13 protein-coding genes are annotated in these 15,142 nt (G+C 61.4%); 3 read left to right on the top strand and 10 right to left on the bottom strand.

What is annotated here, in order from left to right; genetic code table 11:
- Window positions 1-123: 123 nt before the first annotated feature.
- The 5 genes from HMPREF3140_RS21255 to HMPREF3140_RS21235 all read right to left on the bottom strand — a co-directional run bounded on the left by HMPREF3140_RS21255 (window position 124) and on the right by HMPREF3140_RS21235 (window position 5,187).
- Window positions 124-828: an ABC transporter ATP-binding protein gene (locus tag HMPREF3140_RS21255; protein WP_004178936.1), complete on the bottom strand. Its 705-nt coding sequence runs from the start codon at window positions 826-828 to the stop codon at window positions 124-126.
- Complete coding sequence (locus HMPREF3140_RS21250) at window positions 815-1,651, bottom strand: ABC transporter ATP-binding protein (RefSeq protein WP_004147499.1); 837 nt, start codon at window positions 1,649-1,651, stop codon at window positions 815-817. Before HMPREF3140_RS21250 ends, HMPREF3140_RS21255 begins: the two co-directional genes overlap by 14 nt.
- A 1-nt stretch (window position 1,652) precedes the next feature.
- Window positions 1,653-2,477 carry an ABC transporter permease gene (locus tag HMPREF3140_RS21245; RefSeq protein WP_032410998.1) on the bottom strand — a complete coding sequence of 275 codons (825 nt, stop codon included), beginning with the start codon at window positions 2,475-2,477 and terminating at the stop codon, window positions 1,653-1,655.
- Window positions 2,477-3,499, bottom strand: coding sequence for an ABC transporter permease (locus HMPREF3140_RS21240; protein ID WP_070553091.1), 1,023 nt, complete (start codon window positions 3,497-3,499; stop codon window positions 2,477-2,479). Before HMPREF3140_RS21240 ends, HMPREF3140_RS21245 begins: the two co-directional genes overlap by 1 nt.
- Window positions 3,500-3,618: 119 nt before the next feature.
- The gene (locus HMPREF3140_RS21235; RefSeq protein WP_021313380.1) at window positions 3,619-5,187 is read right to left on the bottom strand and encodes an ABC transporter substrate-binding protein; all 1,569 of its coding nucleotides are present in this window, start codon (window positions 5,185-5,187) and stop codon (window positions 3,619-3,621) included.
- A gap of 205 nt (window positions 5,188-5,392) precedes the next feature.
- On the opposite strand from HMPREF3140_RS21235, the gene HMPREF3140_RS21230 reads away from it, so the two are divergent.
- Window positions 5,393-6,088, top strand: coding sequence for a GNAT family N-acetyltransferase (locus HMPREF3140_RS21230; RefSeq protein WP_032410999.1), 696 nt, complete (start codon window positions 5,393-5,395; stop codon window positions 6,086-6,088).
- 120 nt (window positions 6,089-6,208) lie between these two features.
- Here HMPREF3140_RS21230 and betA read toward each other — a convergent pair whose 3' ends face one another.
- Genes betA through betI form a run of 3 tightly spaced genes read right to left on the bottom strand, consistent with a single transcriptional unit; the run spans window position 6,209 to window position 9,960 of the window.
- Window positions 6,209-7,873: a choline dehydrogenase gene (gene betA / locus HMPREF3140_RS21225; protein ID WP_070553090.1), complete on the bottom strand. Its 1,665-nt coding sequence runs from the start codon at window positions 7,871-7,873 to the stop codon at window positions 6,209-6,211.
- A 13-nt stretch (window positions 7,874-7,886) separates the two neighbouring features.
- Entirely contained in the window at window positions 7,887-9,359 is a 1,473-nt protein-coding gene (betB, locus tag HMPREF3140_RS21220) for a betaine-aldehyde dehydrogenase (RefSeq protein ID WP_004147503.1), read from the bottom strand.
- A 13-nt stretch (window positions 9,360-9,372) separates the two neighbouring features.
- Entirely contained in the window at window positions 9,373-9,960 is a 588-nt protein-coding gene (betI, locus tag HMPREF3140_RS21215) for a transcriptional regulator BetI (protein ID WP_004151671.1), read from the bottom strand.
- Window positions 9,961-10,088: 128 nt separating this feature from the next.
- Between betI and betT the strand changes: the two genes are divergently transcribed.
- Window positions 10,089-12,122: a choline BCCT transporter BetT gene (gene betT / locus HMPREF3140_RS21210; protein WP_004142478.1), complete on the top strand. Its 2,034-nt coding sequence runs from the start codon at window positions 10,089-10,091 to the stop codon at window positions 12,120-12,122.
- A gap of 45 nt (window positions 12,123-12,167) precedes the next feature.
- Here betT and ivy read toward each other — a convergent pair whose 3' ends face one another.
- The gene (gene ivy / locus HMPREF3140_RS21205; protein WP_004178946.1) at window positions 12,168-12,614 is read right to left on the bottom strand and encodes an Ivy family C-type lysozyme inhibitor; all 447 of its coding nucleotides are present in this window, start codon (window positions 12,612-12,614) and stop codon (window positions 12,168-12,170) included.
- 224 nt (window positions 12,615-12,838) lie between these two features.
- Between ivy and HMPREF3140_RS21200 the strand changes: the two genes are divergently transcribed.
- Entirely contained in the window at window positions 12,839-14,095 is a 1,257-nt protein-coding gene (locus HMPREF3140_RS21200; protein WP_004147504.1) for a mechanosensitive ion channel family protein, read from the top strand.
- Here the strand turns inward: HMPREF3140_RS21200 and HMPREF3140_RS21195 are convergent.
- Complete coding sequence (locus HMPREF3140_RS21195; protein WP_032411002.1) at window positions 14,092-14,985, bottom strand: LysR substrate-binding domain-containing protein; 894 nt, start codon at window positions 14,983-14,985, stop codon at window positions 14,092-14,094. The genes HMPREF3140_RS21200 and HMPREF3140_RS21195 overlap by 4 nt on opposite strands.
- Window positions 14,986-15,142: the final 157 nt, after the last annotated feature.

The following is a 15,142-nucleotide window of genomic DNA, read 5'->3' as shown; positions in this document are numbered from 1 at the left end:
ATGTTGAGGCCGCAACACCGGCAGTTTCAGCAAGACTGGTGAATAAATTAACGACAGGTTGCGCGAATCCCAGGTCGGGTAAGCGAAGCGCCACCCGACAAAACAACCGCGCATCCGCTGACCTCACCTCATCCGGTGCTCTCCGTTGACCAACGCTTCGCGATCGAAAAAGCGCTGGATCACGCCCTCCGCCATAAACGCCGCCCGATCGGACATATGGGCGATGACGTCGGCATCGTGGCTGACCAGCAGATAGGTCATGCCGTGCTCCTGTTTCAGACGATTAAGTAGATTAAGGATTTCCGCCTGTACCGACATATCCAGCGCCGAGGTCGGCTCATCCAGCAGCAGGATCTGCGGGCGCAGCAGCAGGGCGCGGGCAATGGCCACGCGCTGCCGTTGGCCGCCGGAGAGCTGGTGTGGATAGCGGCGCACGGCGTCGGCGGCCAGACCCACCTGCTCAAGGGCGGTGGTTACTCGCGGGGCAACGTCGCGGATGCCGTGGATCTGCAGCGGCTCCGCCAGGGTGCGCCACAGGGTATGGTTGGGATGCAGCGAGGCGTACGGATCCTGAAACACCATCTGCACGTTGCGCCGCAGATCGCCCTGAAAGCGGGCGCCCGGCATAATGGCCTGGCCGAGCAGATCCACGCTGCCGCGCCATTCACGCTGCAATCCGGCCAGCACGCGCAAAATCGTCGATTTGCCGCAGCCCGAGGCGCCGATCAGGCTGAAGGTTTCCCCGGCGTCGACACGGAAACTGGCGGCGGAGACCGCCGTCTTCGCGCCGAATGTAACCTGTAAATCCTGAAGATTAACGATCGCCATGGGCTGTCTCCGTAAAGTCCTGGGTTCTGTCGAGGGTCGGCAGCATCTGGCCGTAGGTGTGGGCATTTGGCCGGCAGGTCCACAGGGTGCGGGTGTAAGGGTGCGTCGCGCTCGGCAGCGCCCGCGCCGGCATCTCGTCGACCTGTCTCCCCTGGTACATCACCAGCACGCGATCGCAATGCGCGGCCACCAGCGGTAGATCGTGGCTGATCAGTAACATGGCCATCTGCCGCTGCGCGCACTGCTCCACCAGCAGCTCGAGGATCTGGTTGCGCAGGCGGGCGTCGAGGGCCGAGGTCGGCTCGTCGGCTATCAGCACCTTCGGGTTATTGAGCAGCGCGAGGGCGATCATCACCCGCTGTCCCATCCCGCCGGAGAGTTCGCCGGGATAGCGGCTGAGGACCGGCAGATCCAGACCGACGGCGGCGATGGCGTCTTTGACCGCCTCAGCGCGCGCGCGGCGGCTGAGACGCTGATGCAGGGTTAACGCCTCCTCCAGCTGCGTCTGAATGGACTGCACCGGATTCAGTGCATAGCGCGGGTCCTGCAGCACCATGGCGATATCGTTGCCGCGCAGCGCGCGCCAGCCGCGGGCGCTGAGGGTCAGCACATCGCGCCCCAGCACCTCCAGCCGTTCAGCGCTCACCACCCCGGGCTTGCGCACCAGGCCCATCAGCGCCCGGGCGGTCATCGATTTGCCGGAGCCGGATTCGCCCACCAGCGCCAGCCGCTCGTTGCCGAGGGTGAAGCTGACGTTGTCCACCACCCGGGCGGTGGGATAGTCGACGGCGAGTCCCTGGACGGTCAGTCGGATGTCAGTCATGTTACGGCTCCAGAATATCGCGCAGGCCGTCGCCCAGCAGGTTAAACGCCAGGCTGGCGAGCAGGATCGCCGCGCCGGGGATGGCGGCGATCCACCATTGGTCGAAAATTACCTGCATCCCGTCGGCAATCATCGCTCCCCACTCCGCCATCGGCGGGCGGGCGCCCAGGCCGAGAAAGCCGAGCCCGGCGGCGGCGAGGATAATACCCGCCAGATCGAGCGCCAGCCGAACAATCGCCGACGGCAGACACAGCGGCAGAATATGGCCGACCAGCAGCCGCCCGCCGCGGATGCCCAGCATCTCCGCCGCGGCGAGGTAGTCGCTATGGCGCAGGCGCTGAATTTCGCTGCGCGCCTGACGGGCGTAGGCCGGCCAGGTGGTCAGGGCTAACGCCAGCGCGCCGTTGACCAGCCCCGGGCCGAGCATCGCCACGAACGCGAAGGCGAGGATCAGGCGCGGCATCGACATCACCACGTCGGTAAAGCGCATCAGTATCCGCTCCAGCCACCCGCCATAGTAGCCGGAGAGGATACCCACCAGCAGACCGACGGGCAGGGTAATGGCGGTCACCAGCGCCACCAGACCCAGCGCCGGGCGGGCGCCGTAGAGCAAGCGCGACAGCAGGTCGCGGCCGTAGCTGTCGGTGCCGAGCCAGTGTCCCGCCCCGGGCCCCTGCAGACGAGCGGCGGCATCCTGCCAGTTGGGATCGTGCGGCGCCAGCCACGGGGCGAACAGCGCGGTCAGCACCAGCAGGATCACCAGGGTCAGGCCGCTGAAGGCGGCGGGTGAGCGGCGCAGACGGCGTAAAAACAGATAAGTCGGCATCAGCGCACCCTCGGATCGGTTAACCGTACCAGCAGGTCGGTCAGGTTATTGATCAGCACAAAACTCACGCCGATCAGCAGCGTGCCGCCCATGATCGCCGTGGTATCCCCAGCGAACAGCGCCGTGGTGAGGTAGCGGCCGATCCCCGGCCACGAGAAGACGGTTTCGGTGAGCACCGCCCCTTCGAGCATGGAGGTCCAGGCGAGAGCGGTCACCGTCAGCAGAGTGCCGCGGATATTGGGCAGGACGTGGCGCAGCAGAATCGTCATCTCTCCGGCCCCTTTGGCCCGCGCCAGCAGAATGTACTCTTTGTTCATCTCGCTCAGACAGGCGGAGCGGGTCAGGCGGGTGATGCTCGCCAGCGAGTAATAGGCCAGCACCAGCACCGGCAGCGCCAGATGGCCGATCGCATTTTTAAACGCCGCGGTATCGCCGGAGAGCCAGGTGTCGATCAGCGCAAAACCGCTGCGTGGCTCGACGGTGTACTGATAAATATCGTCGAGGCGACCCGGGTCCGGCGCCCACTGCAGCCGGGCGTAGAACAGGGCCAGCATCAGCAGGCCGAGCCAGAATATCGGCACCGAGTTGCCCAACAGGGTAAAGGTGCGAACCGCCAGATCCCACGGCGAACCGGCGTAACGGGCGCACAGCACCCCGGCGACGATGCCCAGTACCGCGCCGACGATCAGCGCCAGGGTCGCCAGCTCAAGGGTCGCCGGAAAGACCGCCAGCAGGTCGTGGAGCACCGGCTGGCCGGTGGCGCTGGCGATGCCAAGATCGCCATGGGCCAGGTTGACCAGGTAGTGCCAGAACTGCACCGGCAGCGGCTGGTCGAGACCCAGCTGATGGCGAACCTGGTCATAGGTCGACTGGCTGGCATGGTCGCCGACGATCTGCAGTACGCGGTCGACGGGCGACAGCGCGGAGAGCGAGAAGGTGACCAGCAACAGCCCGAACAGCGTGAGCAGCAGCGTAAACAGCCCCTGCAGCAGGCGGGTAAGGTGAGTGGAAAACGATGGCATGGAAAATGGAAATTCCTGGTATATCAGCATTGTACCCGGCGGCGCGATGCCGACCGGGCCCGGGTGAGGAGTCGGTCATCCGGGCAGACAAGGCCGCCGTACCCGGTGACAAAACCCGCTTACTTGGTCACGTTATCGTACCAGACCATGTCGGCGTTCAGTCCCTGCTGATAGCCCTTCACGTTGTCACGCACCACGATCTGGGTTTTCCCCTGGTCAATAAAGACGTACGGCGAATGCTGGAGCAGGGTTTCCTGCATCGTTTTGTACAGGTCGAGGCGTTTCGCCGGGTCCGGCTCCGCCACCGCGGCGAGGGTGGCTTTATTCAGCTCAGGGATCTGCCAGCCGTTGAGCCCGGCCACGGTGCTGGATTTACCATCGTTCCAGGCAAAGGCGCTGGCATTGGAGTGGGCATCAAAGTAGTCTGGGATCCACAGGCGGATCGCCGCCTGATGCTGCTTCGCGCGCACCCGGGCATAGACCTGGCTGCCGGCGGCGGGTAGCAGATCCACCTTCACCCCGCCCTGGGCAAAGCTGGCCTGCAGCGATTGGGCGATGGTGATAAACGGCGGTTTGTTCTCCACATCGAGGGTGAAGTGGGCATCCTTAATGCCCGCTTTATCAAGGATAGCCTTAGCTTTTTGCGGGTCAAAGGTGAACGGATTAGTCTCCAGCGCCCCCGGCAGGCCGGCCGGCAGGAAGCTTTGGTGAATAAAGTACTGGCCTTTCAGCAGATTTTTGGTGATGCCCTCATAATCGACCAGCCAGCGCGCCGCCTCCCAGAAGGCCGGGTTATTGAGCAGCGGGTTGGCGCTGTTGGCGGTATTAAACACCAGGTAGTTCTGCTCGGCGGACGGGATGCTCAGCACCTTCACGCCGGGTTTATCCTGCAGGGCGGCAATCTGGTCAGCGCCGAGATCGCGCGCCACGTCGGCATCCCCCTGCTGAATCAGCAGGCGGCGGGAAGCCGGGTCGGGGACGTTTTTAATAATGATGCTCTTGATCTTCGGCGCGCCGGTGGGGGAGCTGGCGTTGGCCTCCAGCACGATGGCCTGATGCGGCTGGTAGACGCGCATTTTATAGGCCCCGCTGCCCGCCGAGTGCATCTTCAGCCAGTCGTTGCCGAAGTCGTTATTTTTCGCGTTCGGCGCCACCTGTTTTTCATCCACGATAGAGGCGATGGGGGTGGAGAGAATATTCAGCGCCACCGCCGGGCTGACGTCGGCGGTCCAGTGCAGCGTCAGGGTATGGTCATCAACCTTTTTCAGCTGGCTGGCGATGTTGTCCGGCTGCCAGCCGAGCACGTTGAGAATAAACGCCGGCGATTTATTCAGCGTCACCGCGCGGGTGTAAGAGAAAATCACATCTTCCGGGCGCAGCGGATTACCGGAGGCGAATTTGGCATCCGGCTTCAGTTTAATGGTCAGGGTTTTCGCCGCCGGATCGGCCTGCCAGCTTTCGGCGAGGATCGGTACGATTTTTTCAGGGTTGTTGCGGTCCGGCTGCACCAGACGCTGATAGAGGCTGGGGACCGTCTGAATGCTGGAGAGTTCGTTCGCTTCCGCCGGGTCGAGGCTGACGATATCGTCGAGACCCTGGGCGACCACCAGCGTGTTGGGCGGCGTGGCGGCATGCGCGGCGGCGGAGAGCGCCGACAATAGCAGTAAAGGCAACAGTTTTTTGGTCATGTGCAATCCCTGAAGAATGGTTATTTTATTGTTTTATGCCTCGCTACGTTAGGCCGCTTGCCATAAGGCGTAAAGTCAAAATAAGGATATCCTTATGCTAAAAATGCATATTCAAGAACGACAGGTTATTGCCGGTCGCGCAGAAGCGCCTTTCTCCGCTGCGGGGTTCTTGCTATAACGCATTGTCTATTGCGAGGAGGTGGGTGTGCCGGAAATTAATGAGTATGGCCAGCAGGTGAACGACCTGGTCCCTGGCTGGCAGGGGGCGCAAGTCCTGCGGCGGACAGCGTTAAATGGCCGTTTTTGCCGCCTGGAGCCGCTGGACGTTGACCGTCATGCGGCGGATCTGTTTGCCGCCTATGCGCTCGGCGACAACAGCGACTGGACGTGGCTGGCGTCTACGCGGCCGGAGAGCGTGGCGGCGACCGCCCACTGGATCGCGGGCAAGGTGAATGATGATGCCCTGGAGCCGTATGCGGTGGTTGACCTGCGTAGCGAGCAGGCGGTGGGCATCGTCAGCTATATGGCGATCGAGCGGGAAATGGGCACGGTTGAGATCGGCCATGTCACCTGGTCGCGACGGATGAAAAACACCCCGCTGGGTACCGAAGCGGTCTGGCTGCTGCTCAAAAACGGCTTTGACCATGGCTATCGTCGGCTGGAGTGGAAATGCGATTCGATGAATGTCGCCTCGCGCCGCGCCGCCGAGCGGCTGGGCTTTAGCTGGGAAGGACGTCTGCGGCAGAGGCTGGTGCGTAAAGGGCGGACGCGCGACAGCGATATGCTGTCCATCATCGACGGCGAGTGGCCTGCGCGCGATGCGGCGCTGCGGGCGTGGCTGGCGGCGGAGAACTTTACTGCCGACGGTCAGCAGATCAAACGCCTGGAGGCGTTTCGCTAACATCAACCTATGGGGTCAAAACCCGGAACGGCACCCCGGTCGCGCTGCGCTTACCGGGGCTACGTTACATCGCCTCAGGGTAGGCCGGGCAAGGCGTAGTCGCCGCCCGGCATTGACCTGTTAGCGGCGAACCGGCGCGTCGCCAGCGACATAATACGTCGCGGTGCTGCGCGGCAGCGGCTGGCGGCCGCGAATGGCGTCGGCCATCTTCTCGCCGATCATAATGGTGGTGGCGTTGAGGTTGCCGGTGATGATCTGCGGCATGATCGAGGCGTCGACCACCCGCAATCCTTCCAGACCGTGGACGCGGCCCTCGCCATCGACCACCGCCATCTCGTCGTAACCCATCTTACAGGTCCCGCACGGGTGGAACGCGGTCTCGGCGTGGTTGCGCACAAACTCATCCAGTTCGGCATCGCTCTGGCATTCTATTCCCGGACTGATTTCGCGGCCGCGATACTTATCCAGCGCCGGCTGGTTCATGATCTCCCGGGTAATGCGGATGGCGTCGCGGAACTCCTGCCAGTCCTGCTCATGGGACATATAGTTAAACAGGATCGCCGGATGGGCGTGCGGGTCGCGCGACTTCAGGCGCACGTGGCCGCGGCTGGGCGAACGCATCGAGCCGACGTGGCACTGGAAGCCGTGCTCTTTCACCGCGTTGGAGCCATTGTAGTTAATCGCCACCGGCAGGAAGTGGGACTGAATGTTCGGCCAGGCGAACTCTGCGCGGCTGCGGATAAAACCGCCCGCTTCGAACTGGTTGCTGGCGCCGATGCCGGTGCCGCCGAACAGCCACTCGGCGCCGATCTTCGGCTGGTTCCACCACTGTAGCGCCGGGTAGAGCGATACCGGCTCTTTGCACTCGTACTGCAGATACATCTCCAGATGGTCCTGCAGGTTCTCACCCACGCCGGGGAGATCGTGCACCACCGGGATATCGAACTGCCTGAGTAGCTCCGGGTTACCCACGCCGGAGCGCTGCAGGATCTGCGGCGAGGCAATCGCCCCGGCGCACAGCAGCACCTCTTTGTTGGCCGTCGCTTTTGACGGGATCGTGCTCTCTCCCTCCAGCCACTCGACGCCCACCGCGCGCTTGCCGGCAAAAATAATGTGATCGGTCAGCGCATGGGTGCGGATGGTCAGGTTCGGGCGACCGCGCGCCTGGTCGAGATAGCCGCGGGCGGTGCTGGCGCGACGGCCCTGCGGCGTCACGGTGCGGTCCATCGGGCCAAAGCCTTCCTGCTGGTAGCCGTTGAGATCGTCGGTACGCGGATAGCCCGCCTGCACCCCGGCTTCAACCATCGCCTCGAAGAGCGGATTATTGCCCGGCTTCGGCGTCGTCACACTCACCGGGCCATCGCCGCCGTGGTAGTCGTTAGGCCCGATATCGCGGGTTTCCGCTTTCCGGTAGTAGGGCAGGCAGTCGAGATAGCTCCAGTGTTCCAGACCCGGCTCTTTGGCCCAGTTATCCAGATCCATCGCGTTACCGCGAATGTAGCACATGCCGTTGATCAGCGAGGATCCGCCGAGCCCTTTGCCGCGTCCGCACTCCATGCGGCGATTGTTCATGTACGGCTCAGGTTCGGTCTCGTAGGCCCAGTTGTAGCGCTTGCCCTGCAGCGGATAAGCCAGCGCGGCGGGCATCTGGGTGCGGAAATCGAACCGGTAGTCAGGGCCGCCGGCTTCCAGCAGCAGGACGGTGGTGTTTGGATCTTCAGTCAGTCGTGTTGCCAGAACGTTGCCGGCGGAGCCGGCACCAATAATGATGTAGTCAAATTGCAAAAAAACCTCCCGGTTAAAATATGGACTGGAATTTACCCATCTCAACCTGGATGGACTTCACCTGGGTGTAACTCTGCAGCGTCATCACGCCGTTCTCGCGGCCAATGCCGGAGTGTTTGTAGCCGCCAACCGGCATTTCCGCCGGGGATTCCCCCCAGCTGTTGATCCAGCAGATGCCGGCTTCCAGCTGGTGGATAATTCGGTGAGCGCGGTTGAGGTTGGGCGTCACCACGCCGGCGGCGAGGCCGTATTCGGTGGCGTTGGCGCGGCGAATGACCTCCGCTTCGTCGGCATAGCTGAGGATCGACATCACCGGGCCGAAGATCTCTTCGCGCACGATGGTCATCTCGTCGCTGCAATCGGTAAACACCGTCGGGGCGACCCACGCGCCGTTATCGAAACCGTCGCCTTTCAGCGCCTCGCCGCCGCACAGCAGGCGCGCGCCTTCGCGTTTGCCGCTCTCGATATAGCGCAGAACGTTGTCGCGATGGGGGAAGCTGACCAGCGGGCCGAAGTTGGTGTCGTCGGCAAACAGATCGCCGGCGCGGATGCGGGCCACCCGCTCGAGGATCTTGTGCTCGAATTCCGCCTTCTGTTTCGCCGGGACAAACACCCGGGTGCCGTTGGTGCACACCTGGCCGGAGCTGTAAAAGTTGGCCATCATGGCAATATCGGCGGCGAGGTCGAGGTCGGCATCGTCGGCGATAATCAGCGGCGATTTGCCGCCCAGCTCCATGGTGACCTCTTTCAGTGATGAAGCGGCCGAGTTGGCCATCACTTTTTTGCCGCTGGCGACGCCGCCGGTGAAGGAGATTTTGGCGATGTCCGGATGCTCGGTCAGATACTGGCCGGTTTCCGCGCCGATCCCTGGCAGGACGTTAAACACCCCGTCCGGCAGGCCCGCTTCGCTGTAAATTTCCGCCAGCTTGAGGGCGGTCAGCGGGGTGACTTCGCTCGGTTTGAAAATCATCGCATTGCCAGCGGCCAGCGCTGGCGCCGATTTCCACAGGGCGATCTGGATCGGGTAGTTCCACGCGCCGATCCCGGCTACCACCCCCAGCGGTTCGCGACGGGTGTAGACGAAGGAACTGTCGCGCAGCGGGATCTGGCTGCCTTCCAGCGCCGGGATCAATCCGGCGTAATACTCCAGCACGTCGGCGCCGGTGACGATATCGACGGCGGCGGTTTCACTGAGGGGTTTCCCGGTATCCAGCGTCTCCAGCCGCGCCAGCTCGTCGTTGCGCTGGCGCAGAAGGTCGACGGCGCGACGCAGGATGCGCGAGCGTTCCATGGCGGTCATCGCCGCCCAGATTTTTTGCCCACGCTGCGCGCTCTCGACGGCGCGGTCGACATCCTCGCGTCCGGCAGCCTGAACGGTCGCCAGCACCTCGCCAGTGGCAGGGTTGATGGTCTCGAAGGTGCGACCGCTGGTGGCCGATGTATAACCACCATTAATATAAAGCTGCTGTTCTGCCATTCGGGACATAACGCCTCCTCGGTTATGGGTTCGGTAAATGCTGACGAATAAAGTGGCTGGTCAGCGACTGCGCCAGCGTTTTATCCAGCGGTTTGCCGCTGAGCGCCGCCCGCAGCCACAGGCCGTCTATCAGCGCCGCCAGCCCGTAGCCGGCCTCCTGCGCCTGCTCGCGCGGCAGCTCGCGGCGGAATTCGTACACCAGGTTCGACAGCAGGCGACGGCTGCTGACCTGCTGTAACCGATAAAGCATCGGCTGGTGCATGCTGCTGGCCCAAAAGGCCAGCCAGGCCTTCATCGCCGCGCTGCTGATCTGCGTCTCATCAAAGTTGCCGCCGACAATCGCCTGCAGACGCTGGCTGGCGCTGCCGTCCGGCAGAGCGTGCAGACGGTTGAGCACCGCGTCGCGCAGCTGGCTGGTGATGTCGCGCATGGTCGCCTCCAGCAGACCATTTTTGTCTTTGAAATAGTGACTGATGATCCCCGTCGATACGCCCGCCCGCCGGGCAATTTGCGCGATGGTCGCGTCGTGCATTCCGACTTCATTTATTGCGTCCAGCGTGGCGTCGATCAGCTGCCTGCGCCGGATCGGCTGCATCCCCAGTTTGGGCATTTTTGCCACTCCATTCATCAGCGTTGGTTAACTATTAAAGCGGTTTTTGATTGGACGTTCAATATAAAATGTGTCTTAATTGTTGCGGATTTGGATTTTAATAGTTACAAAAACAGTGGGGATACTGGATGACAGATCTTTCGCAAAGCAGAGAAAAGGACAAAATCAATCCGGTGGTTTTTTATACCTCGGCCGGACTGATTTTGTTGTTTTCCCTGATGACGATCTTTTTTCGCGATTTTTCTGCCGAGTGGATTGGGCGCACCCTCGACTGGGTGTCGAAAACCTTCGGCTGGTACTATCTGCTGGCGGCGACGCTGTATATCGTCTTCGTCGTCTGCATTGCCTGCTCGCGCTTCGGCTCGGTGAAGCTCGGGCCGGAGCAGTCAAAGCCCGAGTTCAGCCTGCTGAGCTGGGCGGCGATGCTGTTCGCCGCCGGCATCGGCATCGACCTGATGTTCTTCTCAGTCGCCGAGCCGGTGACGCAATATATGCAGCCGCCGGAAGGGGCGGGGCAGACCATCGAGGCGGCGCGCCAGGCGATGGTCTGGACCCTGTTTCACTATGGCTTAACCGGATGGTCAATGTATGCCCTGATGGGCATGGCGCTGGGATACTTTAGCTATCGTTATAATTTGCCGCTCACCATCCGCTCGGCGCTGTACCCGATTTTTGGCAAACGGATCAATGGGCCCATCGGCCACAGCGTCGATATTGCGGCGGTGATCGGCACCATCTTCGGCATCGCCACCACCCTCGGTATCGGCGTCGTGCAGCTCAACTACGGTCTGAGCGTGCTGTTCGATATTCCGGACTCGCTGGCGGCGAAAGCGGCCCTGATTGCGCTGTCGGTGATCATCGCCACCATCTCGGTCACCTCCGGGGTGGACAAGGGCATCCGCGTGCTCTCCGAACTGAACGTCGCCCTCGCGCTGGGGCTGATCCTGTTCGTGCTGTTCATGGGCGATACCTCCTTCCTGCTCAATGCGTTAGTGCTCAACGTCGGCGACTACGTCAATCGCTTTATGGGCATGACGCTGAACAGCTTCGCCTTCGACCGGCCGGTGGAATGGATGAACAACTGGACGCTCTTTTTCTGGGCGTGGTGGGTGGCCTGGTCGCCGTTTGTGGGCCTGTTCCTGGCGCGCATTTCGCGCGGGCGCACCATCCGCCAGTTTGTGATGGGCACCCTGATTATTCCCTTCACCTTTACGCTGCTGTGGCTGTCGGTGTTCGGCAACAGCGCGCTGTATGAGATCATCCACGGCGACGCGGCCTTTGCCCAGGAGGCGATGGCCCACCCGGAGCGCGGTTTCTATAGCCTGCTGGCGCAGTATCCGGCGTTTACCTTTAGCGCGTCGGTGGCGACCATCACCGGTCTGCTGTTTTACGTTACCTCCGCCGACTCCGGCGCGCTGGTGCTGGGGAATTTCACCTCGAAGCTGAAGGACATCAACAGCGACGCCCCGAACTGGCTGCGCATCTTCTGGTCGGTGGCCATCGGTCTGTTGACCCTCGGGATGCTGATGACCAACGGCATCTCGGCGCTGCAGAACACCACGGTGATCATGGGGCTGCCGTTCAGCTTTGTGATTTTCTTCGTGATGGCCGGACTGTATAAATCTCTGAAAGTGGAAGATTACCGCCGGGTCAGCGCCAGCCGCGACACCGCCCCGCGCCCGATGGGCCTCCAGGATCGTCTGAGCTGGAAGAAGCGCCTGTCGCGGCTGATGAATTACCCCGGCACGCGCTATACCAAACTGATGATGGAGACGGTGTGCTACCCGGCGATGGAGGAGGTGGCCCAGGAGCTGCGGCTGCGCGGCGCGGCGGTGGAACTGAAGAGCCTGCCGCCGGAAGAGGGTGAGAACCTTGGCCACCTCGATCTGCTGGTGCACATGGGCGACGAGCAGAACTTTATCTACAAGATCTGGCCGCAGCAGTACTCGGTGCCGGGCTTTACCTATCGGGCGCGCAGCGGGAAATCCACCTATTACCGGCTGGAGACCTTCCTGCTGGAGGGCAGTCAGGGTAACGACCTGATGGACTACAGCAAAGAGCAGGTGATCACCGATATTCTCGACCAGTACGAGCGGCACCTGAACTTTATCCATCTGCATCGGGAAGCGCCGGGGAACAGCGTGATGTTCCCGGATGGCTAATCAGGGAAGCCCCCGTCGGGGAAAGGCTGACGGGGGCGATGGTCGTTACTGGTAGTTAAAGGCGTCCGGGTGGTTGTCGAGGCTGCCGCTGAGGGCGGCAAACAGCACGGTTTTGCCATCGATGGACAGGGCATCGCTGACGTTAAGCCAGGTCAGCTTCTCCTGGTCGGTTTTTTCATCGACCACCGAGTAAACGCCGGACATCTGTTTGCTTTTTTCCGACCAGATCACCGCGATACGTTCATGGCCGCAGTCGTGGGGTTTGCAGGCGCTTAACACCTGCCAGGATTCGCTACCCAGTTTCACCGTCTGCGCGGGCGAACCGGTGCCGCCGGTGGTCACCCAGGCGGGCAGCTGATGGCCTTTGACCATCTGGTTAAACGACGCCCGGGTGGCGGCATCGTGAGCCAGACTGTTCAGCGTGACATCGCCTTGCGCCATAACGCTGGCGGAGGCGGCTAAGGCGACGATAGCGGTAAGAGCTTTAAACATGTTTCCTCCTGGACTTATTCCGTCCTCATAACAAGCCTCTTTATAGTGAGCGTAGAGAATGATTAATGCAAACTCTGACATATTTTCTGTGAATGATTAGAGGCGGTGCGCGCATGGACGTTACGCTAAGCGATATGCCATGATGCGGATTGATTTATTTTCCAAATATATGCCCTTGGGATAAAGCAGTTAGCGAAGTGGCATAGTTATTCAGGCGATAAAGCATGGCGTATGTGAATCATCTACTGACGTTTATTGAGAGTAATCCGGCGCTGGCGGTGGGGTTTAATCTTATTCTGCTGCTGCTCTCCGGCATATTTGCCCATCTTTTATGCAAGTTCTTGCTGATTAAAGTGGTGCGTAAGGTCTTCTTTAGTAGCCACAAACAGGATGTGCCGCTGGAGAAGGATCGACGTATCGCCGAAAAGCTGTCCAATTTCATTCCGGTTATTATCGTCTATTACGTTCTGCAGTTTATGCCGGCGATGCCGGCATCGCTGGTGACGGCGATTAATACTATCTGCGGGATCTTGTTTTTTATTTTTATGTCGGTGTTTTTCAACGAGATGCTGGATATTGTCAACAGCTCCTATCTGCGAAAGACCAAACGTAAAAATCATTCCATTAAGGGCTATATCCAGATAGGCAAAATCTTAGTCCACATCCTGGCGGCGATTATGATCCTCGCCGTGATGTCGAACAAATCGCCGATCATTATTATCTCCAGTCTGGGGGCCGTGGCGGCGGTACTGATGATCGTGTTCCAGCATACTCTGCTGTCGCTGGTGGCGAACGTTCAGCTGTCGTCCAACGACGTGCTCCAGCTGGGGGACTGGATTGAAATGCCTGACAAGAACCTCAGCGGTGAGGTGACGGATATCGCGCTGCACACCATTACCATCCGCAACTGGGACAATACCATCTCCCGTATCCCGACCAAGAATTTCCTCACCGAGACCTATACCAACTGGCAGGCGATGTTCTCCTCCGGGGCGCGGCGGATCATGCGCAGTATCGCCATCGATCAACACTCGGTGCGTTTTCTCGACCAGGAGATGCTCTCCTCGATGCTGACCATCCGCGGGGTGAGTGAGCCTCTGGCGACGCTGCTTGACGGCCGGGATCCCGGCGGCGTGGCCGACCGCTGGTTTGTCGATAACGGGCTGACCAACCTGACCCTGTTTCGCCACTATCTGATGCACTATCTCGCCGAGCGGCCGGATATTATTAAGGAGATGTACATTGTGGCGAGAACGCTGAAACCGTCGCCGTCGGGCATCCCGCTGGAGATTTACTGCTTCACCACCTCAACGCTGTGGAAAGACTACGAAAACACCCAGTCGGCGATATTTGAGTACATTACCGCGGTGGCCGGACAGTTTTCCCTGCGCCTCTATCAGTATCCCGCCGGGCACGATTTCTGGCGTCTCTCCCAGGAGCACGCCGCCCGGACGGGCCTGCCGCCGTCGGCCGAAGGCTAAGCGCTGATCTGCTGGCGCCAGAGGGCGATCTCCTCCTCCAGCCAGGCGATGAACCGGGCGACTTCCGGCCGGTTCTCCGCCTGCGGGGAGACGGTTAGCCAGTAGTGCCAGGGGTAGGGGACGGTGACGGCGGTGAGCTGCACCAGCTCGCCGCGGGCTATCGCCCCCGCCACCAGGGAGCGCCGCTCCAGCGCCACGCCGGCCCCCAGGCGGACCGCCTCCAGCACCAGATTGGAGTCGTTCAGGCGCAGGCCTGCGGGGACGATCGGCTTTTCCAGCCCCGCCTGGCTGCACCAGGCGTTCCAGGACTCCATGGAAAAAATAATATCGCTGGCGGCGATCGCCTGCGGGGTGGTCGGCAGGTTACCGCCGCGATAGCCGGGGGCGGCGACCACCAGCTGTTCGTCGGCAAACAGATGCCGACTTTCCATTCCCTCCCAATCGCCTTGCCCCATGCGAATGGCCAGATCGATACCCTCCTGTTGCAGGTTAACCACCGCCAGGCTGGTCAGCAGGCGCACCGCGATCTGCGGATGCCGCGCCTGAAAGCGCGCCAGCCGCGGCAGCAGCCAGTGGCAGCCAAAGGAGGGGAGCGTCGCCAGGGTCACTTCCAGGGTGCGGGGTTTGATCTGCACCATGCGCGTGGCGTCGGCGATGTGCTGTAACGCCTCGCGGATTTGCAGGGCATAGAGCCGTCCTTCTTCCGTGATGCGCACTCCGCGGCCGTGGCGGATAAAGAGCGTGACGCCGACCAGGGCTTCCAGCTGTTTGATGTGCTGGCTGACCGCCGAATGGGTCACGCTCAACTCGTGGGCGGCCTGCGTTACGCTGCCGAGGCGCGCCACCGCCTCAAAGCTGCGCAGGCTGGCGACAGGGGGAAAATCTGCCATGGTGATCTCTCAGTCAGTGAGTCGATACGTTAACGTTACTACCGGGTTAGCGGCTTTTAAAGCCGCTGCAAACAAGCTGAAAAGGAGCCAAATGCCGCCTCAGTCGGTATAGCACAAGGGGAACTGGAGGGCTACCGCGAATCTCCAATCTGTTAGT

This window comes from Klebsiella sp. HMSC16A12 (genome assembly GCF_001808265.1).
GTDB classification, from domain to species: Bacteria; Pseudomonadota; Gammaproteobacteria; order Enterobacterales; family Enterobacteriaceae; genus Klebsiella; species Klebsiella pneumoniae.
This window is presented reverse-complemented; position numbering and strand designations above follow the sequence as displayed.